At 62.3% G+C, this 25,849-nt stretch carries 24 protein-coding genes; 13 read left to right on the top strand and 11 right to left on the bottom strand.

Annotated elements, in window-relative coordinates; translation table 11 throughout:
• The first annotated feature begins 62 nt into the window (after positions 1–62).
• On the top strand, positions 63–1,976 hold the full coding sequence (locus WA302_RS11635) for an aliphatic sulfonate ABC transporter substrate-binding protein (protein WP_060433514.1): 1,914 nt from the start codon (positions 63–65) through the stop codon (positions 1,974–1,976).
• 79 nt (positions 1,977–2,055) lie between these two features.
• On the opposite strand, the gene WA302_RS11630 is transcribed toward WA302_RS11635, so the two are convergent.
• Positions 2,056–3,066 (bottom strand): GntR family transcriptional regulator, encoded by a 1,011-nt coding sequence (locus tag WA302_RS11630; RefSeq protein ID WP_025303427.1) that lies wholly within the window; start codon positions 3,064–3,066, stop codon positions 2,056–2,058.
• Positions 3,067–3,412: 346 nt separating this feature from the next.
• Here WA302_RS11630 and WA302_RS11625 point away from each other — a divergent pair, with 346 nt between their 5' ends.
• The 9 genes from WA302_RS11625 (at position 3,413) to WA302_RS11585 (ending at position 12,506) form a co-directional block, all read left to right on the top strand.
• Entirely contained in the window at positions 3,413–4,780 is a 1,368-nt protein-coding gene (locus WA302_RS11625; protein ID WP_261456485.1) for an amidase, read from the top strand.
• 65 nt (positions 4,781–4,845) lie between these two features.
• On the top strand, positions 4,846–5,727 hold the full coding sequence (locus WA302_RS11620; protein ID WP_127146057.1) for a polysaccharide deacetylase family protein: 882 nt from the start codon (positions 4,846–4,848) through the stop codon (positions 5,725–5,727).
• Positions 5,728–5,762: 35 nt separating this feature from the next.
• On the top strand, positions 5,763–7,103 hold the full coding sequence (locus tag WA302_RS11615; RefSeq protein WP_060447883.1) for an MFS transporter: 1,341 nt from the start codon (positions 5,763–5,765) through the stop codon (positions 7,101–7,103).
• A 43-nt stretch (positions 7,104–7,146) separates the two neighbouring features.
• The gene (locus WA302_RS11610; RefSeq protein WP_025303433.1) at positions 7,147–7,926 is read left to right on the top strand and encodes an SDR family NAD(P)-dependent oxidoreductase; all 780 of its coding nucleotides are present in this window, start codon (positions 7,147–7,149) and stop codon (positions 7,924–7,926) included.
• Between the two features lie 14 nt (positions 7,927–7,940).
• Positions 7,941–8,687, top strand: a complete 747-nt coding sequence (locus WA302_RS11605; protein WP_261456487.1) for an SDR family NAD(P)-dependent oxidoreductase — start codon at positions 7,941–7,943, stop codon at positions 8,685–8,687.
• A 68-nt stretch (positions 8,688–8,755) separates the two neighbouring features.
• Positions 8,756–9,013, top strand: a complete 258-nt coding sequence (locus WA302_RS11600; RefSeq protein WP_225735623.1) for a hypothetical protein — start codon at positions 8,756–8,758, stop codon at positions 9,011–9,013.
• Positions 9,010–10,038, top strand: coding sequence for a CobW family GTP-binding protein (locus WA302_RS11595; RefSeq protein ID WP_261456488.1), 1,029 nt, complete (start codon positions 9,010–9,012; stop codon positions 10,036–10,038). Before WA302_RS11600 ends, WA302_RS11595 begins: the two co-directional genes overlap by 4 nt.
• A gap of 29 nt (positions 10,039–10,067) precedes the next feature.
• Entirely contained in the window at positions 10,068–11,261 is a 1,194-nt protein-coding gene (locus tag WA302_RS11590) for an ABC transporter substrate-binding protein (protein WP_025303437.1), read from the top strand.
• A 144-nt stretch (positions 11,262–11,405) separates the two neighbouring features.
• Complete coding sequence (locus WA302_RS11585; protein WP_261456489.1) at positions 11,406–12,506, top strand: glycosyltransferase family 9 protein; 1,101 nt, start codon at positions 11,406–11,408, stop codon at positions 12,504–12,506.
• Here WA302_RS11585 and WA302_RS11580 read toward each other — a convergent pair.
• From WA302_RS11580 to WA302_RS11545, 8 genes are all read right to left on the bottom strand, one after another.
• A complete protein-coding gene (locus tag WA302_RS11580; protein ID WP_060447885.1) occupies positions 12,445–13,668 on the bottom strand; it encodes an O-antigen ligase family protein in 1,224 nt (407 codons plus the stop codon). The genes WA302_RS11585 and WA302_RS11580 overlap by 62 nt on opposite strands.
• Positions 13,646–14,554, bottom strand: coding sequence for a sugar glycosyltransferase (locus WA302_RS11575; RefSeq protein ID WP_025303440.1), 909 nt, complete (start codon positions 14,552–14,554; stop codon positions 13,646–13,648). Before WA302_RS11575 ends, WA302_RS11580 begins: the two co-directional genes overlap by 23 nt.
• A gap of 291 nt (positions 14,555–14,845) precedes the next feature.
• A complete protein-coding gene (locus WA302_RS11570; RefSeq protein WP_151429209.1) occupies positions 14,846–15,958 on the bottom strand; it encodes an alkylhydroperoxidase domain protein in 1,113 nt (370 codons plus the stop codon).
• Entirely contained in the window at positions 15,955–16,998 is a 1,044-nt protein-coding gene (locus WA302_RS11565) for a putative FMN-dependent luciferase-like monooxygenase (protein ID WP_043143170.1), read from the bottom strand. Before WA302_RS11565 ends, WA302_RS11570 begins: the two co-directional genes overlap by 4 nt.
• Positions 16,995–18,653 (bottom strand): dipeptide ABC transporter ATP-binding protein, encoded by a 1,659-nt coding sequence (locus tag WA302_RS11560; protein ID WP_049295943.1) that lies wholly within the window; start codon positions 18,651–18,653, stop codon positions 16,995–16,997. The genes WA302_RS11565 and WA302_RS11560 overlap by 4 nt, the downstream gene beginning before the upstream one ends.
• Entirely contained in the window at positions 18,650–19,540 is an 891-nt protein-coding gene (locus WA302_RS11555; RefSeq protein ID WP_261456491.1) for an ABC transporter permease, read from the bottom strand. The genes WA302_RS11560 and WA302_RS11555 overlap by 4 nt, the downstream gene beginning before the upstream one ends.
• Positions 19,537–20,481, bottom strand: coding sequence for an ABC transporter permease (locus WA302_RS11550; RefSeq protein ID WP_261456492.1), 945 nt, complete (start codon positions 20,479–20,481; stop codon positions 19,537–19,539). Before WA302_RS11550 ends, WA302_RS11555 begins: the two co-directional genes overlap by 4 nt.
• Before the next feature lie 9 nt (positions 20,482–20,490).
• On the bottom strand, positions 20,491–22,050 hold the full coding sequence (locus WA302_RS11545) for a TIGR04028 family ABC transporter substrate-binding protein (protein WP_226905719.1): 1,560 nt from the start codon (positions 22,048–22,050) through the stop codon (positions 20,491–20,493).
• Positions 22,051–22,291: 241 nt separating this feature from the next.
• On the opposite strand from WA302_RS11545, the gene WA302_RS11540 reads away from it, so the two are divergent.
• Positions 22,292–22,534 carry a hypothetical protein gene (locus WA302_RS11540; protein WP_025303447.1) on the top strand — a complete coding sequence of 81 codons (243 nt, stop codon included), beginning with the start codon at positions 22,292–22,294 and terminating at the stop codon, positions 22,532–22,534.
• Between the two features lie 15 nt (positions 22,535–22,549).
• On the opposite strand, the gene WA302_RS11535 is transcribed toward WA302_RS11540, so the two are convergent.
• Entirely contained in the window at positions 22,550–23,179 is a 630-nt protein-coding gene (locus tag WA302_RS11535; RefSeq protein ID WP_025303448.1) for a serine-tRNA(Ala) deacylase AlaX, read from the bottom strand.
• Between the two features lie 85 nt (positions 23,180–23,264).
• Here WA302_RS11535 and WA302_RS11530 point away from each other — a divergent pair, with 85 nt between their 5' ends.
• Positions 23,265–24,200, top strand: coding sequence for a LysR family transcriptional regulator (locus WA302_RS11530; protein WP_325977274.1), 936 nt, complete (start codon positions 23,265–23,267; stop codon positions 24,198–24,200).
• On the opposite strand, the gene alkB is transcribed toward WA302_RS11530, so the two are convergent.
• Entirely contained in the window at positions 24,183–24,830 is a 648-nt protein-coding gene (gene alkB / locus WA302_RS11525) for a DNA oxidative demethylase AlkB (protein ID WP_049295948.1), read from the bottom strand. The two genes, WA302_RS11530 and alkB, sit on opposite strands and share 18 nt — an antisense overlap.
• Before the next feature lie 139 nt (positions 24,831–24,969).
• Between alkB and rarD the strand changes: the two genes are divergently transcribed.
• A complete protein-coding gene (rarD, locus tag WA302_RS11520) occupies positions 24,970–25,848 on the top strand; it encodes an EamA family transporter RarD (protein ID WP_261456494.1) in 879 nt (292 codons plus the stop codon).
• The last annotated feature ends 1 nt before the right edge of the window (position 25,849 follow it).

Here is a 25,849-nt window from a genome sequence, read left to right as displayed (position 1 = left end):
CTCGCGGCTGCCCATTGGCTGGGATAAGATTTTTTTCCCATCGTCGTAGACAGGAGACGCCCATGTACGATCCCCAACCGTTCGCCGCCGACAAGCCGGTGCTGATCGATCCGGCGTCGCTCGCTCTGCAAAGCGTGCTCGATCGGCTGGCTCCCACCGACGCCACCGTGCTGATCGTCGGTGAAACCGGCACCGGCAAAGAAGTGGTGGCGCGCTATCTGCACCACCACAGCGCGCGCCGCCATCAACCTTTCCTGGCGGTCAACTGCGGCGCGCTGACGGAAAGCCTGGCGGAAGCCGAACTGTTCGGCCATGAGAAAGGCGCCTTCACCGGCGCCGTCGGCACTCATCAGGGCTGGTTCGAAGCGGCGGAAGGCGGCACCCTGCTGCTGGACGAGATCGGCGAGTTGAACCTGTCGCTGCAGGTCAAGCTGCTGCGCGTGCTGCAGGAAAGGGAGATCACCCGCGTCGGTTCGCGCAAACCGCTGAAGATCGATGTGCGGGTCATCGCCGCCACCCACGTCGATCTGGCCGGCGCGATTCGCCAACGGCGGTTCCGTGAAGATCTCTATTACCGCCTGAACGTGGCGGCGGTGACTTTACCGCCCTTGCGCCAGCGGCCGGAGGATATTCCGGTGCTGGCCAGACATTTTCTTGCGCTGTACGCCCGCCGTCTGGAACGGCCACTGCCGCGGTTGACGGCGGAAGCGCAGCAGGCGCTGCTGGACTACCCTTGGCCTGGCAACGTGCGCGAGCTGGAGAACACGCTGCATAATGCGGTCTTGCTGAGCCAGGAGGGGGCGATCGCACCGCAGCAACTGCAGCTCACCCATCGCCTGACGGATAACGACGGCAGCAGTGACGACGCCATCGACCGCTTTGTGCAGCGGCAGTTGCAAGGCGACAGCGCACAGCTTTACCAACGGGTGCTGGATGCGCTGGTGCGCAACGCCTTCGAAAGCAGCGGCGGCAACCAGCTGCAAGCGGCGGCGTTGCTTGGCGTCAGCCGCAATACCCTGCGCACCCATTTGGCACATCTTGGTCTGATCAAACCGCGCCGTCGCAGCGCCGGCGCACCCGCACATTCACCGGCCATCGCCGCAGCGTCTCTGCCCGAACGCGAACTGCGCATCGGCTATCAAAAGTTCGGCAACCTCGGGGTGCTCAAGGCGCGGCAAAGCCTGGAACAGCTCTTCGCCACACAGCGCATCAGCGTGTTGTGGAGCGAGTTTCCCGCCGGGCCGCAGCTGCTGCACGCGCTCGACGGCGATGAGATAGACTTCGGCACCACCGGCGAAGTGCCGCCGATCTTCGCCCAGGCACAGGGCAATGCGCTGGTGTACGTCGGTTTTGAGCCGCCTGCGCCGCAGAGCGTGGCGATGGTGGTGCCGCAAGACAGCCCAATACGCAGCGCCGCCGATCTGCGCGGCAAACGCATCGCGCTCAACAAAGGCTCCAACGTGCACTATTTATTGTTGCAGATGCTGGACGAACAGGGATTGACGTTGAACGACGTGCGTATCGTCTACGCGCCGCCGAAGTATCCGCTGTCGGCGACCGACCTGCAGGCGGTAGACGCCTGGATGATGTGGGATCCGCTGCTCAGCGACGCGCAGCGCAACGGGGAACTGCGCGTGCTCGCCGACGGCACCCAGCGGGTGCTCAATCAGCAATTCTACCTGGCGCGCCGCGGCTTCGCCGAGCGTTCGGACGATCTGTTGCGGCCGCTGATGCAGGCGCTGCAGCACACCGGCCGCTACATCGCCGCGCAGCCGAGAGAAGCCGCTCGTCACCTTTCCAACGAACTGGGGCTGGCGAGCGCCTCACTGGAACTCGCGCTGTCGCGCCGCAGCCACGAGGTTCGCGCCATGGATTTACAGGTGATCCGCCAGCAGCAAAGCATCGCCGACCGCTTCTACGCCCTCGGGCTGCTGCCCAGAGCGATCGCCGTGCGCGAGGCGGTTTGGCCGATGTGACTCCCTCTCGCCGGAGGCTCCGGCGCGGCGAGATCGGCCGCCCCGCGCAGGCCCGGGCGGAATAAACGCGACCGTAGACCTAGCTTAGCCGCAACAGGTAAGGCGGCAAGGCGGGTTCCGGCAATACCGAAATGACCTTCAGCCGTTGCAAGGTACGCATCTGTGCGCGGCGCAGATGCTCCTGCAACCCCAGCGCAGCCGCGTCGTTAGCGCCCTGTAACAACATCTGCAACACCAGGCGGTGTTCATTCAACATCGCTTCCTCAATCTTAATCCCCAGCATATCGTAGAAAATACGCGTGACGATGAGCGGCGACTGGCTTTGACGCAACACCCCCAGCAGGGTTTTATTCCCCGCCGGCGCCAGACAATGAATATGCAAGTCTTCCTCTACCCGCTCCAGGCTCGCCAGGGAAAATGTGCCTTGTTCCAGCTGAGTCAGGCGTTCCAGGCTGTCTAACACATGCTGGCGCGAGAGATGGGGTGCCGCCTTGAGCAAGGCGGCGGGCTCCAGACAGGCCCGAATTTCATAATGATCGGTGATTTCTCGGGCGGTGAGTGGCCCGGCCAGCCATTGCGCATAGGGCTCTTTCTCTACCAGCCCTTGATCGCGCAGTCTCATCAACGCTTCGCGAATGGCGCTGCGGCTGACATTATAAAATTCCGCCGCGCTGGCTTCATTGACCTGGTAGTGACCAAACACCATGCAGGTAGACAACGCCTCCTGCAAATCGCTGAATACCTTCTCACTCGTGCTACGGGTATCCACCAATTCTTCCTGCGGGCACAATCCCAACACGGCTCGGTTAAGCGGCAAACGCTGCGGCTCTACTTCGCCCCCTTCAGGCGTCACGATGAAACCTCGGCCTTCGAAACGCGCTATCAGCCCCTCTTGATGGAGCAGCCCCAACGCTTTGCGAACCGGCACCCTGCTGGTACCGAACATGTCCGCCAGCGGCCCTTCAAGCAATACCAACCCTGCGGGCACCGACCCCGCACGAATGGCCTCATCCAGGGTTTGTCGGATCATTTCATAACGCGCGCCGGCGCGTGTTTCACCGCTGCTTTTCTCCACTCTCGTTTTTTCCATTAGCTCGTCACTCAACCACCGTTCCCCATGGAGTGACTGGCATTATGGCACACTCCACCCACCAAATTGGCGCTCACTCGTTCTTATCCCGTCATTGCCCTTCCTAAGGGCAATTGCCCCCCGGCATGCACCATAACGGCTAATTTAAATAAAAATACATTTTCAATACCGTGCTAGACCAACGAAAAACGTGCCCCCCATCACCATTTTCAGCTTAAATAACACGTTATTTATCATTTCGATCACAACTCAGCACGAATTTTAACCAATGGTAATGACAACCTGGCATTCAGCTTGCTACCTTAAAATGTATATTTTAATAAAAGATACATTTTAAGGTCATCCTATGAATCACACCCCTGGGCATGCCTTCCCTGATGCCATCCAGCTGACGAGCGCGTTTCGCGAAGGAACGCTGACACCGAGCGAACTCGTGGAACACGCTTTGTCATCAGCCGCCGAAGCGCCAACGGTTTTCATCTGCCTGACCCCGGATCGCGCCCGTCGCGAAGCGGCTGAAGCGACCCGGCGTTGGCGCAGCAATGCGCCGCTCAGCGAGCTGGACGGGATTCCCATGGCCGTGAAAGATCTGCTCGATATGGCCGCAACGCAGACCAGCGCCGGTTCCGCGACCCTAGCCACCGCCCCGCCGGCGACACACGATGCGGCGACGATCGCGCAGCTTCAGAAGGCCGGGCTGGTCAGCATCGGCAAAACCAATCTCAGCGAGTTCGCCTATTCCGGTCTTGGCCTCAACCCACATTTTGGCACCCCTGCGCTCTTGGATCGCCACGGTACGGCTCGCGCACCAGGCGGATCGTCCAGCGGTTCGGCCAGCGCGGTCACACGCGGTATCGTCCCCATAGCCATGGCGACCGATACCGCCGGTTCCGTTCGCATACCCGCCGCCTTTCACGGACTGATTGGCTACCGCAGCAGTAGCCAACGCTATAGTCGACGCGGCGTTTTTCCGTTATCCCCCAGCCTGGATACCCTCGGCCCCCTCTGCCGCAGCGTTCGCGACGCGATCGCTTTCGATCGGGTGCTGGTACCCGCGTCCCATCCGCTGTCGCCCTATCCGCTCACGGGCATAACGCTGCGGGTCGATCCCGATGTCTTGCACGATCCGCACGTACAACCTGCAGTCCGTCAAAATTTGCAGGCTGCTCTGACGCGCCTGAGCGCGGCCGGCGCACATATTGATGAGCGCCCGGTCGCCATGCTGCGTCAGGCGCTCATCTGGGTAGCCGAACGAGGGTGGCCGGGCGCCGCAGAAGCGCTGGAACAGCATCGGGAACGTCTGCACAGCCCCTTGGCCGAGAGTATGGATCCGCGCGTGCGCAGCCGCTTACTGGCGGCGGAAACGCTCCCCGCCGATCTGCTGGCGCAGTTTTTGCGCCAGCGCGCCGGCTGGCAGCAGCAAATGCACGATGAATTGGCCGGTGCGCTGCTGATAACGCCGACCGTCGCCCACGTTGCCCCTCCGCTGGCCGCACTGGAAAACGACGCTGCGCTGTTTGCCCAAGCCAATCTGGCCACGTTGCGGCTCACCATGCCCGGCAGCCTGCTGGACATGCCGGGGATTGCCATGCCTGCCGGCCATGATGGCGATGGTCTGGCGACCAGCGTACTGCTGTCGCTGCCTGCCGGCGACGATGAGCGTCTGCTCCGGATGGCTCTCAGTATCGAATATCGGTTGACGCAACAGAATTAACCCACGCAGGCCGCTGCTGTTGCGGCCGGCTCTCGCGATTGTTCGCACACTCAGGAGATAACAACATGGCTAAAGAAATACTTTGCGCATTCGGCGTCGATGTGGACGCCGTTGCCGGTTGGCTGGGGTCTTACGGCGGCGAAGATTCACCCGACGATATTTCACGCGGTATGTTTGCCGGTGAGGTAGGTGCGCCGCGCTTGCTTAAGCTGTTCGCCGATCACAACCTGCGCACTACCTGGTTTATTCCCGGCCACTCCATCGAAACCTTCCCGGCACAGATGAAAGCAGTCGCAGATGCCGGGCATGAAATCGGCGTGCATGGCTACAGCCACGAAAACCCGATCGCCATGACCCCGGCGCAAGAAGAGGCAATCCTCGATCGCTGTATTGAGCTGGTGACACAATTATCCGGCAAGCGCCCTACCGGCTATGTCGCGCCCTGGTGGGAGTTCAGCAACGTCACTAACGAACTGTTGTTGAAGAAAGGCATCAAGTATGACCACAGCCTGATGCACAACGACTTCCACCCTTATTATGTCCGCGTCGGCGACAGCTGGACCCGCATCAACTACAGCCAGCATCCCGACAGCTGGATGAAACCGCTGGTGCGCGGTGAAGAGACCGATTTGGTGGAGATCCCAGCCAACTGGTATCTGGACGATTTGCCGCCCATGATGTTCATCAAAAAATCCCCCAACAGCCACGGCTTCGTCAACCCTCGCCATCTCGAAGAGATGTGGCGCGATCAGTTCGACTGGGTCTACCGCGAGCACGACTACGCCGTCTTCACCATGACCATCCACCCCGACGTCTCCGGCCGCCCGCAGGTGCTGTTGATGTTGGAACGCTTGATCAAACACATCCAGAGCCATCAAGGGGTTCGCTTCGTGACCTTTGATGAAATCGCCGACGACTACCTGCGCCGCATACCGCGCAAAGTCTGAAACTGCCGCTTTCCACCGCATGAGTGACAGCAAACATGAGCCTCTATAAAAAGACAACGGTCAACGGCTGGCAACCCCAGCAATTAACCATCAGGGACGCCAAATTCGCAACATGGATCGCTTTCTTCGCCTGGGTCTTCGCCGTCTATGATTTCATTCTTTTCGGCACATTGCTGCCGGAAATCGGCGATCACTTTGGCTGGAGCGAAGTAGAACAGGCCGAACTGGCCACCTGGGTGGCGGTAGGCGGCGCGATCATCGCGCTGGCTATCGGCCCGTTGGTCGACAAACTCGGCCGGCGGCTGGGCATCGTCGTTACCGTCGGTGGAGCCGCCGTTTGCTCGCTGCTGACTGCGATCGGCGGTGCCTGGGGGAAAGGCGCGCTGATCGGCATCCGTTCCGTAGCCGGGCTCGGTTACGCGGAACAAACCGTTAACGCCACCTACCTCACCGAGATCTACGCCGCTCTCGACGATCCGGCCCTCAATCGCCGCAAGGGATTCATCTACAGTCTGGTCCAGGGCGGCTGGCCGGTCGGCGCGCTGGTCGCTTCGGCGCTGACGGCATTGCTGATGCCGATCATAGGCTGGCAAGGCAGTTTTATTTTCGCCGCGCTGCCGTCGTTTATCATCGCGTTGCTGGCGTTGAAACTGAAAGAGACTCCGCAGTTTCAAATCCACCAGCACATTCATCAACTGCGCCATCTCGGTGATATCGAGCAAGCTCGGCAGGTCGCTCGCGATTACCAGGTCGATTATGACGCTCATCAGCAGGCCGGGCTGTCAGCCGCATTCCGCGGAGCTTCGCTGCGCGCCACATTGGTGCTGGGCGGTGCCGTGCTGATCAACTGGTTCGCTATCCAAATCTTCAGCGTGCTCGGCACTACGGTTCTTACTAAAGTGCACAGCGTCTCCTTCGCCAACTCGCTGCTGATTCTGGTGCTGTCCAACCTGGTGGGCTATTGCGGCTACCTGACGCACGGCTGGTTGGGCGATCGTTTCGGTCGCCGCAATACCATCGCCGTCGGCTGGATGATCGGCGGGGTGTCATTCGCCGTGATGCTTTTCTGCCCCAGCAACCTCCCGACGATCGTCGCGCTGTACAGCATCGGTTTGTTCTTTCTGATCGGCCCCTATGCGGCGGCGCTGTTTTTCATCAGCGAAAGCTTCCCTACCGCCATCCGCGCCACGGCCGGCGCGCTGATCGGCGCGATGGGGCCGATCGGCGCCATTATCGCCGGCATCGGTACCACCACCGTACTCAGCGACGGCGGCCACTGGCAAACCGCCGCGCTGTGGTTCGGCGCCGTACCCTGCTTCGCTTCCGGCGTCATCATGCTGTTCGCCCGCCATGTGGCGCCGCACAGCGTGCACTAAGTGCTCGAGGGGGGGGAGCCCCCTCATGTTCGAGGAATCGTTTATGACTGAAAAATTATCTTCATCTCAACCGGTGGCGCTGATCAGCGGTGCGGCCAGTGGCATAGGATTGACCCTGGCGGAAGAGTATGCCCGCCGTGGCATCAGGATCGCCGCCGGCTATTTTCCCCAGGATCCGCACGACTATCGGCAAGCGGCGGAGCGCGTCGCCAACGCCGGCGGTGATGCCTTGTGGCTGGAATTGGACGTGGCCTCCACCGCCTCGGTGGAAGCCTTTGCCCTGCGCGCGGCAGAACACTTCGGCCGCGTCGATTATGCGGTGGCCAACGCCGGCCTGCTGCGCCGCTCACCGCTGGAAGAGATGAGCGACCAACAGTGGCACGAAATGCTCAATGTTGATCTCAGCGGCGTGATGCGACTGTTTCGCGCGGCGATCGGCCAGATGCGCGGCGGCGGCAGCCTGGTGGCGGTATCTTCCATCGCCGGTGGGGTCTACGGCTGGCAAGATCATGCTCACTACGCCGCCGCTAAAGCCGGCATCCCCGGCATCTGTCGTTCACTGGCGGTGGAATTGGCCCCACGCGGCATTCGCTGCAACGCGGTGATCCCCGGTTTGATTGAAACGCCGCAGTCGCTGGATGAAACCCACTCGCTGGGGCCGGCGGGCCTGGCCAAAGCCGCACGAGGCATTCCGCTGGGACGCGTAGGACGGCCGCAGGAGGTCGCCGCCCTGATACGTTTCTTGACCAGCGACGAGGCCTCGTACATCACCGGACAAAGCCTGATTATCGACGGCGGCCTGACGGTTCGCTGGCCAGAGTGAGCGGGGAGGAAAATATGATGCTGAAACACCGCCGCGCAACGATCACCGGCGCCGCCAGCGGCATAGGCGCCGCGATTGCCCTGTTGTTTGCCAGGGAGGGGGCAGCGCTGATGCTGAGCGACCGCGACGGCACCGGGCTGAACGTTATCGTCGAACGCTGTCGGGCTGAGGGCGCAACCTGCCATGGCACTGTCGCCGACGTCGGCAAACCGGACGGCGCCCGACGGGGCGTGGAGGCCTGCCTGCAACGGTTAGGCGGTATCGACATTCTGGTTAATAACGCCGGCCTGCTTACCCAGGCGCCCTGCAGCGAACTGACGCTGGAGATGTGGGACGAGATGATGGCGGTCGATCTGCGCAGCGTTTTCCTCGCTTCGCAGCACGCACTGCCTTATATGCGCCGACAACGCTGGGGCCGCATCATCAATATCGCGTCGCAATTGGGCATTAAAGGCGGCGCCGAACTGAGCCACTATGCCGCCGCCAAGGCCGGGGTGATCGGCTTCACCAAGTCGCTGGCGCTTGAAGTCGCCTGCAACAATGTGCTGGTAAACGCCATTGCACCCGGCCCGATCAAGACCCCGTTGGTGGCCGGCATCAGCGATGCCTGGAAAGAGGCCAAAGCAAATGAGCTGCCGCTGGGACGGTTCGGCCTGGTCGAGGAAATCGCGCCGGTGGCGCTGCTGCTGGCCAGTGAGCCGGGCGGCAACCTGTTTGTCGGCCAAACGCTGGGGCCCAACGCCGGCGATGTGATGCCTTGATAGGAGAACCCCGAACGATGTGCGGACTCTGCGGACTATTGAACGACACGCCGCAATGGAGCGATCCGTTGCGACATTCTGACTTGCCCATGCGCCAGCGTCGGCTGCAACAGCTGGCGATACTGAATCGCGCTCTGGCCCCCTTAAAGCTGACGCTAAGCGATATCCACGGCAGCAGTTGGCTACTGGCCGGCGCTACCGGACAGCAGGCGATCGTTACCCGCCTGGATCAGCTTTGGCAAGAGGCCGAACGGCTGCTGAAACGGCCGATTGACCCGCTCGATGAACGCTATCTCACCGCCCTCATCTCTGCGGAGGCGCCATGAGCCCAGAAGATAAACTGCCGGTACACGTGTTGAGCGGTTTCCTGGGCAGCGGCAAAACCACCTTGCTTCAACGTTTGCTGGCAGGGCAGAACCTGGATGATGTCGCTCTGCTGGTCAACGAATTCGGTGAGGTCGGCATCGACCATTTGCTGCTGGGGGAGATCGCACCGGACACCGTGCTGTTGCCCGGAGGATGCGTCTGCTGCGCGATCCGCGGCGAGTTGAAACAGGCGCTGTTGGCGCTGTATGAACGCCGTCAACGTGGCGAGGTGCCGCCATTCAGCAAAGTGATCCTGGAAACCACCGGCCTGGCGGATCCGGCACCGATATTTGCCACATTGCTGCAAGACCGGCAGTTACAGTACCATTTCACCCCCGGTACCATGGTCACGCTGATCGACAGCGAACATGCCTGGCAGCAAGCCAACCATCATCCCGAATGGTTGGCCCAGGTCAGCGCCGCCGACTGGCTGGTGCTGAGTAAGACCGATCGTGTGCCGGCCGGCGAAGGGCCTGCGTTACTGGCGTACCTGCAGCAATTGAATCCGCTCGCGCAAACCGCCATGAGTCATCAATTGGCCAATAGCGATCTCAGCCTGTTCGATACCCCATGCTCCCCTCAGGTGCCTACGCGTTTTCGGCGTTGGCCGGCCGTTCCGGCCAAACAGGGGGCAACACCTTACAGCAAGCCTGGGCAGCAGACGCACCCTACCACCGAGACCTGTATCATCACCTTCGAGCAACAGATAAACTGGTCGGCTTTCACCGTCTGGCTGTCGATGCTGCTGCATTGCCACGGACAATCTATACTGCGGATAAAAGGCATGCTGAACGTGCTGGAAAGCGATACGCCGGTGGTGATCCACGGCGTGCAGCACAGTCTGCATCCCCCGGAACATCTTGCCGCCTGGCCGGACGGCCGGCGACGCACGCAGTTGGTCTTCATTCTGCGCGGCCTTGACCCCAAGCGGCTGCAGAACGCTTTTCAACGTTTTCTACACCCTTTTACGCAGCCATCCTTCTGATGGCTCCCCTTTGACGGAGCTGCCACCTCATGACCTCGACACCTTCACCCCGCGGTCGCCCCACGTTACGGGTATTGGGTACTTCGGTGACCTTGCTCGAACTGTTGCGTCAACGGGCAGAGCAGGATCTGGGATTGCATATCGAATATCACATTCACGATGTGCAAGACGCCCAGCGTATCGCCGTTATGCACCCGGAGCGTTACGATCTCTACGACCAATGGTTTCACAACGTGGATTTTGTCTGGCCGGCGCGAGCCATCCAGCCGTTGGAGATTAAGAGGTTGGCTTACTGGGACGAGATTAACGATTTACCTAAACTCGGCGCCCTGTTTCCCGGTGGGCGGTTGGGTGACGGCAGCGTGCCGGTAAACCGCCTGTATGTGCAACATGACCGTAGTCTGAACAGCCGGCCCACCGATCACATCAGCATGCTGCCGCTGACGCATAACGCCGACAGCTTCGCCTATCATGAAGCTCGCTTGCCGCCCGCGCTGCACGAAGAAGAAGAAAGCTGGGGATGGTTGCTGCATCCGGCATTTTCCGGCCAGTCGGCGCTGCAGGACGATGCGGCGATGGGCGGACTGGATGCGGCTCTGGCTGCGCAAGGCGCAGGGCTCGCGCGTTTCGCCAACGTTGGCAACCTCAGTCTGGAGGAGATAGACAGCCTGACCGACGCGCTGTCCCTGCTGCATCGCCAGGGGCACTTCGCCGCATTCTGGACCAGCCAGGACGAAGCCTGCCGATTGATTGACGATCCGCGCGTCAATATCCAAAGCCTGTGGGCGCCAACGTATTTTCGTCATCACTCGCGGCAAAAAGATTACCGGCTGGCGACGCCGCGTGAAGGCTACCGCGCCTGGTATGGCGGTCTGTCGCTTTCACGCTGCGCCACCGGTAAAACACTCGACGCCGCCTATGCTTACCTTAACTGGTGGCAATCCGGATGGCCGGGCGCAGTGATGGCCAGGCAGGGATACTATATTTCCAATCCTCAGCGCAGCCGGCCTTACCTGTCTGCCGCCGAATGGGATTACTGGTATGCAGGCAAAGCCGCCAGTGAAGATTTGCCGGACGCTTACGGCAACCCGCTCATCGCTAAGGGGGAAATCCGCGATGGCGGCAGCTATGAGCAGCGCATGAGTCACATTGCCGTCTGGAATTCCGTGATGGATGAACATAACTATCTGGTACGACGCTGGCAGGATTTTCTTCGCGCCTGACCGGCGGCGCCCGAAGGCAATTGCAAGCATAACGTTAGCATCTGTCGCAATCTGTTGCGGGCCATTGGCCTGCCGTGGCCGCGCTTGTATGATACGACGCGGCGCCAGACGGTGGCCACCGAACTCAAGCGGAAGCGAACGGCAATGTCTAAACAGTGGAAAATAGCGGCGGCCAACGCCGGTTTGCGTCTCTATACCCGCATCGCGGGCAATTTCCGGCCCGCAGCGAGCTTCGATCCGCAGCAATCCTTTGAACGCATCGTGATTTTCTCCACCAGTGCCCTCGGCGATCTGATGTTCAATACGCCCGCCATCCGCGCACTGTGTGAGCGCTATCCCGGTGCGCAAATCACGTTGGTCTCCAGCCACAAAAACCGGCAGCTGGTCGAAGGCAGCCCCTGCTTTCATAACGTAATTTACTGGGATCATAAGGCTAAAGACATGTTGGGCGTTATCCGGCGCCTGCGAAAAAACCGGCCGCAGCTGGCGGTCATCCTGCACTCGAAGGCGCCTTATGACGTGCTGGTCGCCATCACCGCCGGCTGCCAATACCTGTTCAAAGACATTTATGGCAACAAACCGAGCGGCATGGAACGCTGGCTGACCGGCGTCAGCCGCAGCACCGGCGGCCATTTGATTCAGCGCAAGCTGGATATGGTGGGGCAATTGGGATGCCGTACCGACAATCCTGACATGTTCATCCCGGTCGCCCTACCCGCACTGGCGAAACCGACGGGCAAGATCCCGATCGGCTTTCAGATGGGCGCCTCCGAAACGCTGCGTCGTTGGCCGGTCGAACGCTTTGTTCAGCTGGCGCAACGGCTGCTGGCGCACTCCCCCGACTGCCAGATCGAGTTGATTGGCAGCAAGGCGGAGCGCAGCCTCGAGCGGGAATTTATGGCGGGTTTGAGTGAGGAACAGCAACAGCGGGTGGTAAGCCATATCGGCGCGACCACGTTACCGCAACTGCTGGCGACCATCGCCAATCTGCAGGTGCTGGTGACCGGCGATACCGGCCCGCTTCACCTCGCCGTGGCGTTGAAAACCGCCACCGTCAGCCTGTTCGTCACCGCTAACCCGCGGCATACCGGCCCCTATCAGGACAGCGAGCGGCATCAGGTGATGCACGTGCCGGTTGATAGCGCCGCGCTGGATACGGCCCAGCGCAGCCAACCGCTCAGCCTCATCGCGGCGGAACAGGTGCTGGAGAAGACCCTGGCGGCGTTACCGCCGGTACACCCCTGATCGGCAACCGCTTAGGCTGCGACAGCAGCATCGCCAGCGGCAGCCAAAACAGGTACCAAAACTCCGCCGGATTGGCGATCACAAACATGCCCTGCGAACTGTAGAACACCAGCATAAACAGAAACATGGCCGCTTCCCAACGCCGCCCTGCGCGCCAGTGCGCGATGGCGAGCCGCGCGCCATATCCCAGCAGCGCCAGCAGCAGCAGGAAACCCACGCAGCCGCCCTTCAGCAACGCGCCGAGGTACAGGCTGTGCGTGGTGTGGTTCAGCTCGCCGGTGTAATTGAGAAAGTTAAGCTGCTTATCAAAGCCGTAGCCGAAGAACGGCGCCTGTCCGATCAGCGCCAGGCTGTGGCGCCAGATGCTGATGCGAACAAAGCTCTGTTGATACAGCTCGCCAAAACGCGTCAGCAACATTTCGCCGATCGCGCTGTAAACGACGACAAGAACCACAGCCAGCACACCGGGCAACAGAAACCACAGCCACCGTCCCGGCCGGTGTCGATAAGGCATCGCCACTACCACCGCGAGCGCCAGTGCGATCAGCGGGCCGCGGCTTTGCGTCAGCACCATGAATGCCAGCAGCGGCGGGATAAAGCACAGCGCCGCTTTTTGCCCGGTATCGCGGAAAATCATCAGGCTCAACAAAATGGCGATGGCGGCGTAACCGGCCAGATCGATCACGTTGCTCGGCCCCGGATTGCGGGCGGTGGTTTCCCGCAGATGATAAATCGACGGGGCGTCTACCAGCGTCAGATACAGGCACAGCGCCGTCATGCCGGCCAGCATCGCCCACAGCAGTTGATGACGCCGCTCACCGTCGAGCAGCGTCACCAGCCAGGCGAGATAGAGCAGAATATAGGCGCTGTGGGTCAGGGCCGACGGCATGTCGCCCGGCGTCTCGCCCCACAGCGCACTGAGGGAATAATAAAGCAAAAACATCAGCGCCAGCCCGCCGCCCCAGCGCGCCTGACGATTGGCCCACAGCTGCCGCCGCAGCGGCGGCCAGGTGAACACGGCGGCCAGCCACAGCAGCGCCGCCAAATGAAACAGGTTGTTGACGCGGGTCTGCCCGCAAAAGATCGCGCTGAAAAACGCGAAGGCTAAAAACAGCGCGCTGCCGAAGCGATAACACCGCTCAGGCTTGCTGAAAGTAAACATTGCCGTCCACCTTCTCGAAGATATCGCTGCCGATAGCGCTGTGCAGGGAGAGGTTTTTAATCGCGATCTGCTGCTTTTTCATGATCGCGCCGGCGTGTCGAAAAGCGGGGATCACCAGCGACGCCACCTTGTCCGCCAGGAACGTCGGCAAGCGATCCTGCTCGGTTTCGTAAAAGCGCGGCTGGTGGAAGTTGTTCATGTCCAGTCCGGCGATAAACAGCTGCCTGAAGCCGAGATAGGCGATGATTTGCAGCGCCCAATAGGCCACGGTGCCGGCATCGAAAATGCCGCAGCGGATATCCTGGCTAAAGCCGAGCATGCGGCTCTCGGCGGCAAAGACCACGCCGTTTTCCCGGCAGTAGTGATCCCACAGCGCGCCGCTGTCGATCCGAGGGCGGTAAATCTTGCAGGCCGCGTCTTCGACGATCGCCAATCGGCAACCGATCGCCGCCGGGCCAAAGCGATCGAGAATGCGCGCCACGCCGTGCACGGTGGTGAACAGCGTCAGCTCAGGCCGTTGAATGACGTCGCGCACGATCTCTGGGCGGCTGTCGATAAACCCCATGTCCACGATGACGTAGAAGCGAAAATCCACCTGCCGATGCAGAAAATAGGCGCCGTTGACCCCGATGGCGGGCATGGCGGGAATATTTTCGAAGCGCAGCGCCTTCACCGACGGGCCGGTAGCCGTCAGCAGCACCTCTCCCCGGCAACTGCTGCGCAGTTCGCTCAGCGGGACGATCGGCACCGCCCGGTGCTTGTACCATAAGGCGGCGATTTCACCGCCTTCGCCGCGCGCGATCTTCACGTAGGGCCAGAGGTTTTCGTTATGCCGATAAGGGCGCGCGTGGGAATAGCGGTAGATCTGCTTAAAAAAAGAGCCCATGGTGGCGATGTCCTGTCCAGAGTGCGTGACGATACCTACAGAGGCATCTTTCTGTATGCTCAGAATTTAAAAACGTGTCAGCACTGGCCAGGCTGCCCAGCGAGTATCTAAATATTCGTTTAGTCGGGCAATTTTTGTAATTTGAATTATCTGTCTGCGTATCGGCAAAAGATGCGTCAAAATGTTAATCTGGTGAGAAACTGTTACAGCGCGTAACAATAACGTCAATGGCAATACCCGAGCGCGTTCAGGCGGCAGCCAACGGCGCTGCCGCCTGAACGGTTAAGAGGATCAGAGATAAGGTTCGCCCAGCGTCAACATCAACCGGTTGGCCCAGGCAAAAAACGCCGTCGCCTGCACCAAATCCAACAGCGCCAGCTCATCCAGGCCCTGAGCGCGCAACGCCGCCAGCTGCCCGGCGTCGGCCTGCGGCGGCGTTGCGGATAGTGCGGCGGCAAAGGTTATCTGCGCTTGCCAGGCGTCATCCTGCCCCTGGCTCAACGCGCCGCCCGGCGCCACCGCCAGCAACCGATCTATCTCGGCTTCGCGCTTCGACAGCTGCGCCGCCTTGCGCGCATGCACCGAGGCACAGTAGATGCAGCCGTTCACCTTGCTGGCGACCGTTGCCGCCAGCTCGCGATCCTGCCGCGCCAACCCGCCGGAGGTATAAAAAATCGCCCGGTCCGCCAGCGTGCGTTGTTCCAGCACCGGATGGTTGCGCGCCAACAGGCGGAAGTAATCGGAATCGGCGTGGCCAAACCGCTCTAGCAACGCCCGGCCGGCGTCATCGAATTCCGCCAACGGTTTGGCGGCGATCCACGGCTCCCACCCCAGTTCTTGCCGGGTAAACGCCGGCGGCGCGTGACGGCCGCCTCGCGTCGTGCGCTCCGTACGCCAGCGGCCGGCCGTTACCGGCTGATGCGCCGCAGCGTCGTCCGTCTTGCCGCCCAACAGCCGGTAGCCCCGCAGTAAGCGGCTTTGGAAACTGACAAAGGCGATTAACTGCGACAATGTGACGATGGCGTCCAGCGACCAGCCGGCCTGCCGCAGCGCCTGCAAGTGCTGGGCGTTGGCGTTGGCCGGTTGAAACGCCAAACGTTCTGCATGCGCCAACGCCACCGGCAGCCGCTCGTCTTCCGGCGCGTCGCCCTGACGTTCCAGCAGAGCAGCGTAGTGCGCGGCCAAGCGCGGCTCGCCGTGCCATTCACTGATGCGCTGAGCCAAGCGCAGCCGCTGCGCCAGCGGAAAATCGCCGGCGTCCGCAGGCGCAAACAGCGCCAGATAGCTGGACTGAACGGCATCGGTCGCCGCCTGACGGGTGGCTCTGGCCTGCGCCAGCGTGGAATCCGGTGCAATCTCGGCCAGTTCGGCCAGCAGATCGACCTGGTGCGATAATGTCGTCATAGCTTTTCCTCAACGTGATATTCATAAGCAGCGGCAGGCGTGCCGCGCCGCCAGCCCAGTTCAGGGGCCACGTGGCGGGCGATAAGATCGATAGAACGCAGAATATGGGCGTGCGGTGGATCGATAGAGTGCACCTGAAACGCCAGATCGGTGACGCGCGCCAGCGCGCTGTCCCGTTGCAGCGAGGCTATCACCTGATCTGGCGTGCCCAAGTGCACGTCGAAAGCGCGGATCAGGCCGTCGAGCGACGTATCGGCCAACCGGTGGCCGCTGGCGCGCATACGCTCCAGCCCACGGCTCAACCCGGCCGTGGCGAAGTCGCGCGCCTGCTGGCCGTTCTCGCTGACAAACGCGGTGCGCGACCCCATGATGCGCGGTGCCACCCCTGGCGGCAGCGCCGCCAGATAAGCGTCAATGATCGGATTCTGCAGTTCGTCCAGCGGCAGGTCAGGCGCGTCCGCGGGGCGCGGCTGCGTGCGCGACAGCATCAGGCCGTCACCGGCGCGGCCTGCCCGTTCCCCCCCTTCCACCGAGAACGTGGCCTGCCAGACACGTTGCGCCAGCTGCGGCGCCGCCGGGTACAGCCGGTTGTCTTCGCCGCCCAACGCCTCTGCGCGCCAGGCACTCAGCAACGTGCGCAAATTCTCGGCGAATGCCGTGTTGCGCTGACCGGCGTCGAGACCGAAAGCGGCGAAAGAAGACGGCGTGCCGCCGCCGGCCACGCCCACCTCCAGTCTGCCGTCGGACAACAGATCCAGCACCGCAGTGTCTTCCGCCACCCGCAGCGCCGACTCCATCGGCAACGTGATCACCCCGGTGCCCAGCCGGATACGGCGGGTGCGTGCCGCCGCCTGCGCCAAAAACACCAGCGGTGATGGCAGACCGCCCTCATCAGCATGAAAGTGGTGCTGCGCCACCCAAGCGGTGTCGAACCCGGCTCGTTCGGCGTGCACGATCTGTTCGATCGCCAGCCGGTAGCGCTCCTGCGCGCTGCCCTGATCCAGCAATCGGGTGAAGAAACCGAGTCTTTTTCCGCTCATATCGCCTCCTCGAATTTTGGCTGTCCGGCATGCGATGCGCGGCCGGGAATGGCGGCGATCAATTGACGGGTGTAATCGCTCCCCGGCATGGCGAACAGCTCGGCGGTGGCGCCGCCGTCCACCCGTTCACCGCGGTGCAATACCGAAACGCTGTGCGAAATCCGCCGCACCGTCGCCAGATCGTGAGAAATAAACAGGTAGGTCAGGTCCCGCTCCTGCTGCAACTCTTGCAACAAATGCAGGATCTGCGCCTGCACCGTGACGTCGAGCGCCGACGTGGCCTCATCCAATACCAATATTCGCGGTTGCAGCACCAGCGCGCGGGCAATCGCCACCCGCTGACGCTGGCCGCCGGACAACTCGTGCGGCCTGCGGTTCAGCAAATCGGGCGGCAGCGCAACCCGTTCGAACAGCTCACGCACCCGCCGATCGCGCTCCGGTTTGCCGATCGGCGCGAAATTCAGCAGCGGTTCTTCAATCACCCGATAGAGAGTCTGTTTGGGATCGAGCGAGCTGAACGGATTCTGATAAACCAGCTGAATGCGCTGCCGAAACTGACGCAGCGCTTCGCCCCTGAGACCGATAACGTTGACGCCGTCGATCAGGATCTGCCCGGCATCCGGCCGCTCGAAGCCCAGCAGGCAACGCGCCAGCGTGCTTTTGCCCGACCCGGACTCTCCTACCAACGCATGGGTGGTGCCGCGCGGCACGCTAAACGACACACTATCCAGCGCGCGGAACCCCTGGCCGCCGGACAGCCGAAAATCCTTCACCAGCGCCTGAACCACGATCGCCGGCGGCTGCCCGCTGCGTTTCGGCGGCGGCGCAACGGCGCCGCTCAATGAAGGCACATCGGCAAACAGTTTGCGGGTGTATGCGCTGGCAGGCGCGCGCAGCACCTCGGCGGTAGCCCCCTGTTCCTGCACCCGGCCGTGGCGGAACACCAGCAGTCGATCGGCGCGTTCCGCCGCCACGCCCAAATCGTGCGTCACCAGCAACACTGCAGTGCCAAATTCGCGCCGCAGCTCGTCGATCAGATCGAGAATGCGTTTTTGCACCGTCACGTCCAGCGCGCTGCTCGGTTCGTCGGCAATGATCAACGCCGGCTGCAGCGCAATGGCGATGGCGATCAATACCCGCTGCTTCATGCCGCCGGAAAGTTGATGCGGAAACTGGCGCGCCCGCAGTTCCGGGTGCGTCAGCCCGACGCGGGTCAACAGTTCCGTCACCCGCTGTTGTACCTGCGCGCGCGGCAACCGGCGGTGAATATTGACGATCTCCGCCACCTGCTCGCCGATGGTTTTTACCGGGTTGAGCGAGCTGGCGGGATCTTGCGGGATCAGGCTGATTTGCGCCCCTCTCACCGCATCCAGCCGCCGCGATGACCAGCCGGCGATATCGGTACCGTGCAGCCGGATGGTGCCCTGTTCAAGGTGGCCGTTGTCGGCCAGCAAGCCGATGATCGCCTGCGCCGTGGTGGTTTTGCCGGAACCGGATTCGCCAACCAGCGCCACCACCTCGCCCGGCTCAATCGTGAACGACACCTCATGCACCACCCTTCGCCTGCCTTCGTTGCCCTCATAGGCGATGGAAACCTTGTCCAGCGCCAGTACCGGCGGCCGCGCCGCCCGTTGCCATGCCGCTTGCATGCTCATCGCGCTTTTCCTCCCAGCGAACGGCTGATGTGGTTAGCCGCCAACACTACCGCCACTACCACAATGCCCGGGACGGTGGTCAGCCACCAGGCGGTGGAAATGTAGTTGCGCCCTTCGGCGATCAGTAGCCCCCATTCCGGGGTTGGCGGCGGAGTGCCGTAACCGAGGAAACTCAGGGTGGCGATCGCCAGGATCGCGCTGCCGAACTGCAGCGCCGAGAAGGCGATCACCGAAGTCAGCGAGTTCGGCAGGATATGCCGCCACAGCACCGCCCAAAAGCTACCGCCGCTGCCGTAGGCCGCTTCAACGTAATCGCTGTGCCGCACTCGCACCACTTCCGCCCGTGCCAGACGGGCAAAGTTGGCAACTGAAGTGACACCCACCGCGATGGCGGCGTTGACCGTACCGAAACCAAGCAGGATGATAATGCTCAGCGACAGCAGCAGGCCGGGGATCGACAACAGCACATCGACGACGCGCATCACCGCGTCGTCCGCCACGCCGCCCAACGCACCGGCGATCAGGCCGAGCGCGGTGCCGAACACCAACCCCAGCGCCACCGCCACTACCGCGCCGGCCAGGGTTTGCGACGCGCCGTACACCATGCGCGCATACAGGTCGCGTCCCAGCTGATCGGTGCCAAGCCAATGGTCACCGCCGGGCGCCAGCCGCTGCGCGCCGGCAATGCCTTCGGTGCCGCTGTAGGCGGTAAACAGCTGCGGCGCCAACGCCCACAGCACCACCAGCGCAATGACCGCCCAGGCCAGCAAAAGCGTCAGGGGGACACGGCGGCGGCTCGGACGACTGGCGGGCAGCGCGCCTTCACTTTCAGCGCCGGACAGATCGCGCTCCGGAACCGTGGCTTTTTCAAAGGAGATACTGCTCATAGGGATGCTCCTGCCTGGGTTTTCAGCCGCGGATCCAGCAGTGGGAACAGCAGATCCACCAGCAAATTGATGATGACGAAAGCGGTGGCCGAGATCAGCACTATCGCCTGCAGCACCGCCACGTCCTGGTTGACCACCGCTTGCTGGGTCAATTGCCCCAGGCCGCTGCGGCCAAACACGGTTTCGGTGATCAGCGCCCCGGCGATCAGTTCGCCGAACAGCATGCCGGCGATGGTCAGCGCCGGCAGCATGGCGTTGCGCGCCACATGCCGCCATAGCACCCCGCTGCGGCTGGCGCCCTTGGCCCTCGCCACCGCGACGAACGGCTGGGTTTGCACCGCATCGATGCTGCGGATCAGAATTTGCGCCAGCGGCGCAGAGAGCGGCAGCGCCAGCGTCGCGATCGGCAAAATCAACCCCTGCCACTCGCCGGGGTTAATGATCGGGATCAGCTTCAGGCGGAACGAAAAGAGCTGAATCAGCACAATGCCCAGCCAAAAGGTGGGCACTGAAACGAACAGCGACGGCAGCATCTGCAGCGCCGAACGCAGCCAGCCGAAGCCGGTCAGGTTGGAAGCAAAAGCGATAATCAGCGCCAGCAGCAACGCCACCGCAAAGCCCAGTACCGCCAACTGCAGCGTGGCGGGCAGATTAGCCGCCAGCAGCGCGGTAACCGGCACCCCGGCCTGCATTGAGAAGCCCAAATCGCCATGCAGCACGCTGCCCAGGGTATGCAGATACTGCCGCCACAAGGGGACATCCGCGCCATAGGCCGCGCGCATGTCGGCGATCTGCGCCGGGCTCAGCCCCATGTCCGGGTTCTGGAATTTGATCAGGATCGCATCGCCCGGCAGCACCTGCAGCAGGAGGAACGACAGGGTAAAGGCCGCCCACAGCACCAATGCCGCCTGCCCGATGCGCCCCGCCAGATATCGCTTCATTGCGCCCCCTTAATGTTTCTCTAACCAGGCGCCGTAGAAGCTCGGGCGGCCGACCGCTTCGAAGCTCACCCCCTTCAAATAAGGCGCGCCGGCGAACACCTGCGGCTCCTCAAAAAACGGGATCACGTAGGCCTGGTCAATCAGGTAGTTTTGCGCCTCACCGGCTGTCTGCAGGCGCTTTTGCGCGTCAACCTCGGAGGCAATGCCGAGCAGCAGGGCGTTCAGCTTGTCATCGCTAAAATTGCTGTTGCTGCTGGTACCGCCCTTCTGCAGCAGCCCATCGCGATTGGTTGGATAAAACTGACTTTTGATCACGTCCGGATCGGCGCGCCCCACCTCCACCACCGTCGCCGGGGTTTTCTGTGGGTCGAGATTATCCGCCACCCGGCTGCCGGCGTCGCCCGCCAGAATGTTCAGCCGCGCGCCGACCTTCCCCCACTGCTGCGAAACCAGCTGCAACACCGCCTTGTTCTGCGGCTGCGGCAACGATTCATACACCGTCAGCACCAGCTTCTTGCCGTCCTTTTCCCGCAGCCCGTCGCCGCCCTTTTTCCAACCCGCTTCATCCAACAGCCGGTTAGCCTGCTGCGGGTCAAATTTCAGCTTGTCGGACAGATCGACAAAGCCGGCGGCCGAGGAGGCGATCACCGATTTGGCCTGCGGGTAGTTGGCGGAGAACAGCGTATCGACGATCTGTTTGCTGTCGGTGGCATGCAGCAGCGCCTGACGCACGCGCAGATCGGCCACCAGCGGGTTATCCGGCCGGAAAGCGATGCTGTCGTTGACGCCGCGCGTCGGTGCGGCATAAATGATAAAGCCCTGATCCTGCGTTTGCTTCTCGTCATAGGCCTGGATCTGGCGGATAAAATCCGCCTGCCCGGCCTGCAGCGCACCGATGCGCACGCTGTCCTCACCGGTGACGATCACCTTGATGCCGTCCAGATTAGCTCGCCCTTGTTGGGGCGATTTGGCCGGCCCCCAGTCATAATCCTTGCGGGCGCTGAGCTCGACCTCACGCCCCAGCGTTTCGCCGCTGACCACAAACGGACCGGAACCGATGATATGGCGCGCATCGCCCAGTTCGTCGTAGCTGCGGTTCAACGTGCCGAGCGATACCAGCCCGGAGCCAATAGTGGCGGTGCCCTGCAGGAAACCCGGCGACGACCGCGTGAAGTAGAATTTAACCGTCAGCGGATCCACCACTTCGCTGCGCTGGTAGTTATTGATTACCTCGGAAACCGGCAGGCGTTTCTCCTTGTTGCCCAGCCCGTAAGTGTCGAAGTTCTTCGCCACCGCGTTGGCGTCCAGTGGCGTGCCGTCGGAGAAAGTCACGCCGGGGCGCAGCTTGAAGGTATATTCGGTTTTGTCGGCGTTGCTGCTCCAGGACTCGGCGATCCAGGGTTCAATTTCCAGCGTCTTGGGGTTCTGGTAAGTCAGCTTATCGGTGATCTGATTGAGAATACCGCCGTTGGGGTAAAACCCACCGGAAGGCGGATAAAGATTGGTGTGCGCCTGCTGTTCAAGGTAGATCAGCGTGCCGCCCTGCACCGCCGCCAACGCCGGGCTCATCGCCGCCGCCCCTCCTAACGCCACCGCTATTCCACCGGTTAATACCTTGAAAGAAAACTTAAACATTCGCGCCGCACCCATATTATTTCTGAAAGTTATGGGTTAGATAACAAACCAAATCGGCGGGGAATTGAACGAACTAATTTCGCTAACCAATGGTGTAAATCGCACAAGACGCGTCGCTTGGCGGCGAATGCATTTTGTTATAAAGTATCAAAATCTCAGCCAAAGGAAGACGACGATGAAAATCCAGCTGTCGCTGCTGTTTCTCAGCCTGTTGGCCGGCAAGGCCGCGGCGTTTCAGTCAAAAGTGCCCGAACCGCGCCCGGAACAGGCGCGCGCGGCGGAACAAAACATCGAAAATCTGTTTTACGGCTTTCACGCCATGGACGCCCAGCCGGTGAACATCGGCAGCTGCGCGGCAGTGCCGGTAGCGGGATGTCAATGCGCATTCTGCACCCAGCTGCGGCAGGCCGGGCGTTGAGCCGCTCTCCCTTATTCAACCCAGCTCATACTGCACATTCAACTGCCCTTTCTTCATCTTTATGCCGGTGATCGCGATCGCGCCCACCTCGCCCAGCGCGGCGACATGGGTGCCGCCACAGCCGTAGGCGGGCAGCTCGCCGAAACCGATCTGGCGCAAACCGTCCACCGCCTGCTGGCGGCGCGGTAAATCGGCAGCAATCAAGCGCGTCAGCTCCGCCTGCAAAAAGTCCGCTTCTATCGTCTGTGCATCCGGTCCCGGCGCGAAAGTGATGCGCCCTTCCCCCGGCCAATGATGCGCCTTGACCGGCCGCCACCCCCGGGTTTCGCCCAGCCAGCCGATCAGATGCCCGCCGGAGTGCCAACGGGCGTGCAGCCGACGCTGCGCTTCATCGATTTGCATCGTGACCGGCCCGATCGGCAGCGGCGCGGCGGTAAAGTGCACCACGGAATCCCCCTGCTGCTGCACCCGTAGCACGGCGACGCCGTCTAACGCTCCCACATCGGACGGCTGGCCGCCGCCCTGCGGGTGGAACAGCGTGGCGTCCAGCTCCACGGCGTAAGCGCCCGCCTCGGCCGGCGCGCAGCTCAACACCCGTGCCTGGCCCTGTAAATCGTCGCTGTAGTAATAACGTCGTTCGGTCATCATTTTTCTCCTCGGTTCGAAGAGCCATTATATTCATGTCATAATCGGAGCATAATCCGCCGCCATCACAATGGACCTTTGCGTCATGAGCACAAATCTTTCTTACGCGCTGTTGCCCGAAATGGCCATTTTCGTTCAGGTGGTAGAGAGCGGCAGTTTTTCCGCCGCCGCCCGCAAGCTGGGCACTTCGCCTTCCGCCGTCAGCCGCAGCGTGGCGAAGCTCGAGCAGGCGCTGGCGCTGCAGCTGCTGCACCGCACCACCCGCAAACTGCGGCTGAGCGAAAACGGCGAAGAGGCGTTTGCGCACTGCCGCACCCTGCTGGCGGCGGCCGACGCGGTCATGGCGATCGGCGGGCGCGGCGCCGTGGAGCCCGAAGGGCTGGTCAGCGTCAGCGTACCCAAAGCGGTGGGCCGCTTCGTGCTGCATCCGCACATGCCGGAGTTCCTGCGCCGCTACCCAAAGGTGGACGTGAGGCTGCGGCTGGAAGATCGCTACATGGATTTGATCGACGATCGGGTCGATCTGGCGCTGCGCATTACCGATCGCCCGTCGCCCGGGTTGATCGGCCGCCAGTTGATGAGAATAGACCATCTGCTGTGCGCCACGCCGCACTACCTGGCGCAGCACGGCACGCCGCAGCACCCGCACGATCTGGCGGCGCACAGCTGCATCTATCTGGGAGAGACGCCGAGCGATGCGCAATGGAAGTTCCGCCGCAGCGGCAAAACGGTGACGGTCAACGTGCGCGGCCGCTACGCCGCCAACCACACCGGCGTGCGGCTGGACGCGGTGAAACGGCATATCGGCATCGGCAGCCTGCCGTACTTTACCGCCCGCCAGGCGCTCGACGACGGCGAGACCGTGCAGGTGTTGCCGGAATGGGATTTCCTCAGCAGCTATCACGGCGGCCTGTGGTTGCTTTACGCGCCCAACCAGTATCTGCCGCCCAAACTGCGGGTGTTTATCGACTATCTCGTCGCCTGCCTGGCGCAGGAGCCGCAGTTAAAGCGCCTTGCGTAGCGTGATGTTGATGCGGTGCGGCCCCACCAGCGAGTGGTAGCCTTCCTTGACCGGCAGGATGCCGTGAAAACAGAGCCTCGATGGGCCGCCCCACACCACCACATCGCCGTGCGCCAGCGGAATGCGCCGCGCCCGGTCGCTGCGTTGCAGCCCGCCAAACTGAAATACCGCCGGCAGCCCGAGCGACACCGAGACGATCGGCGCGCCGAAGTCGTGTTCGTCTTTATCCTGATGCAGCGACAGCTTGCTGCCCGGATCGTAACGGTTCATCAAACAGGAATCCGGCACGAAGGGGCCAAAGCCCGCCTGCTGCGCGGCTTCGTCCGCCAGCGCCATCAGGATCGGCGGAATGGCCGGCCAGCGTTTGCCGCTGCGTGCATCGCGTTCCGAATAGCGGTAGCCGCGGCTGTCGCTGGTCCAGCCGTTGCCGCACCAGCTCATCGCCACCGACATCACGTGCCCGCCGGGCGTGGTCAAGTGCTGCCACGGCACCTGGGCCACCACGCCCTGCACCGCCGCCAGCAGCTCCGGCCCGTGATCGCGCACAAAACCGTGCATCACCACCGCGCCGGGGGCGATCTCTTCGCGCCACGGCGGCGGCAGCGCGTCTTCAAAAAGATCGATTGTCATCGCCATATCCTGTATGAATACACAGTAGTCATTGTAACCCGCCGCCGCCGATTGTCCAGCGCCCGGCAACGCCATTGTCGTTGGCGGCAAATTTCTCTACAGTAGCCGCCATAAAATCAATCACTCACCAGGAATGCGTGTGATTAAGGGCATCACTCTTTCGGTCGTCGCCTCCATCTTGTTCGGCGCGATGTATTACTTCACCTCTACCCTCACCCCGCTGAACGGCGAACAGGTCTACGGCTGGCGCACGCTGCTGACGCTGCCGTTCCTGACGCTGTTCATGGCGCTGTCCGGCGATTGGCGCAGGGTGAGCGACACGCTGGTCGGGATCGGCCAACGGCCGCAACGCCTGCTGGGGCTGCTGCTCACCTCGGCGCTGCTGGGGGTGCAGCTGTGGCTGTTCCTGTGGGCGCCGCTGCACGGCAAGGCGCTCGACGTATCGCTCGGCTATTTTCTGCTGCCGCTGACCATGGTGCTGGCGGGCCGTTTGATCTACCGCGATCGGCTGTCGCTGCTGCAAACGCTGGCGGTGGCGTGCGCCATGGTGGGGGTGGGCAATGAGCTGTATCAGGCGGGCGGCGTATCATGGCCGACGCTGGTGGTGGCGCTGGGCTATCCGCTCTACTTTATTTTGCGGCGGCGTTTCGGCACCGACAATCTCGGCGGGCTGTGGTGCGAGCTGGCGCTGATGCTGCCGGCGGCGGCCTGGTTCGCCTTCGGCGACGGCGGCGCGGCGGCGCTGTCGATCAATGCCGAGCTGTATTGGCGCATTCCGCTACTCGGCGTCATCAGCGCCGTGGCATTGGTGTGTTATATCCTCGCCAGCCGCCTGCTGCCGTTCAGCCTGTTCGGCCTGCTGAGCTATGTGGAACCGGTGCTGCTGGTGATCGTCGCGCTGCTGCTCGGCGAGAGCATCAGCCAAAGCGAATGGCCAACCTATCTGGCGATCTGGCTGGCGGTGCTGCTGCTGGCGGCGGAAGGCGCGCAGCACCTGCTGCGCCGCCAGCGGGTCTGAC

The sequence above is a fragment of the Serratia sp. 201 genome, from assembly GCF_037027545.1.
Lineage (GTDB): Bacteria > Pseudomonadota > Gammaproteobacteria > Enterobacterales > Enterobacteriaceae > Serratia > Serratia bockelmannii.
This window is presented reverse-complemented; position numbering and strand designations above follow the sequence as displayed.

What these genes read in the sequence shown, in the direction of transcription:
- WA302_RS11620 (WP_127146057.1), top strand. Translation starts at nt 4,846, where the DNA reads ATGGCTAAAGAAATACTTTGCGCATTCGGCGTCGATGTGGACGCCGTT.
- WA302_RS11590 (WP_025303437.1), top strand. Translation starts at nt 10,068, where the DNA reads ATGACCTCGACACCTTCACCCCGCGGTCGCCCCACGTTACGGGTATTG.
- alkB (WP_049295948.1), bottom strand. Translation starts at nt 24,830, where the DNA reads ATGACAATCGATCTTTTTGAAGACGCGCTGCCGCCGCCGTGGCGCGAA.
- WA302_RS11605 (WP_261456487.1), top strand. Translation starts at nt 7,941, where the DNA reads ATGATGCTGAAACACCGCCGCGCAACGATCACCGGCGCCGCCAGCGGC.
- WA302_RS11615 (WP_060447883.1), top strand. Translation starts at nt 5,763, where the DNA reads ATGAGCCTCTATAAAAAGACAACGGTCAACGGCTGGCAACCCCAGCAA.
- WA302_RS11540 (WP_025303447.1), top strand. Translation starts at nt 22,292, where the DNA reads ATGAAAATCCAGCTGTCGCTGCTGTTTCTCAGCCTGTTGGCCGGCAAG.
- WA302_RS11565 (WP_043143170.1), bottom strand. Translation starts at nt 16,998, where the DNA reads ATGAGCGGAAAAAGACTCGGTTTCTTCACCCGATTGCTGGATCAGGGC.
- WA302_RS11545 (WP_226905719.1), bottom strand. Translation starts at nt 22,050, where the DNA reads ATGAGCCCGGCGTTGGCGGCGGTGCAGGGCGGCACGCTGATCTACCTT.
- WA302_RS11560 (WP_049295943.1), bottom strand. Translation starts at nt 18,653, where the DNA reads ATGAGCATGCAAGCGGCATGGCAACGGGCGGCGCGGCCGCCGGTACTG.
- WA302_RS11555 (WP_261456491.1), bottom strand. Translation starts at nt 19,540, where the DNA reads ATGAGCAGTATCTCCTTTGAAAAAGCCACGGTTCCGGAGCGCGATCTG.
- WA302_RS11630 (WP_025303427.1), bottom strand. Translation starts at nt 3,066, where the DNA reads ATGGAAAAAACGAGAGTGGAGAAAAGCAGCGGTGAAACACGCGCCGGC.
- WA302_RS11595 (WP_261456488.1), top strand. Translation starts at nt 9,010, where the DNA reads ATGAGCCCAGAAGATAAACTGCCGGTACACGTGTTGAGCGGTTTCCTG.
- WA302_RS11575 (WP_025303440.1), bottom strand. Translation starts at nt 14,554, where the DNA reads ATGGGCTCTTTTTTTAAGCAGATCTACCGCTATTCCCACGCGCGCCCT.
- WA302_RS11535 (WP_025303448.1), bottom strand. Translation starts at nt 23,179, where the DNA reads ATGACCGAACGACGTTATTACTACAGCGACGATTTACAGGGCCAGGCA.
- WA302_RS11570 (WP_151429209.1), bottom strand. Translation starts at nt 15,958, where the DNA reads ATGACGACATTATCGCACCAGGTCGATCTGCTGGCCGAACTGGCCGAG.
- WA302_RS11580 (WP_060447885.1), bottom strand. Translation starts at nt 13,668, where the DNA reads ATGTTTACTTTCAGCAAGCCTGAGCGGTGTTATCGCTTCGGCAGCGCG.
- WA302_RS11585 (WP_261456489.1), top strand. Translation starts at nt 11,406, where the DNA reads ATGTCTAAACAGTGGAAAATAGCGGCGGCCAACGCCGGTTTGCGTCTC.
- WA302_RS11530 (WP_325977274.1), top strand. Translation starts at nt 23,265, where the DNA reads ATGAGCACAAATCTTTCTTACGCGCTGTTGCCCGAAATGGCCATTTTC.
- WA302_RS11635 (WP_060433514.1), top strand. Translation starts at nt 63, where the DNA reads ATGTACGATCCCCAACCGTTCGCCGCCGACAAGCCGGTGCTGATCGAT.
- WA302_RS11610 (WP_025303433.1), top strand. Translation starts at nt 7,147, where the DNA reads ATGACTGAAAAATTATCTTCATCTCAACCGGTGGCGCTGATCAGCGGT.
- WA302_RS11550 (WP_261456492.1), bottom strand. Translation starts at nt 20,481, where the DNA reads ATGAAGCGATATCTGGCGGGGCGCATCGGGCAGGCGGCATTGGTGCTG.
- WA302_RS11625 (WP_261456485.1), top strand. Translation starts at nt 3,413, where the DNA reads ATGAATCACACCCCTGGGCATGCCTTCCCTGATGCCATCCAGCTGACG.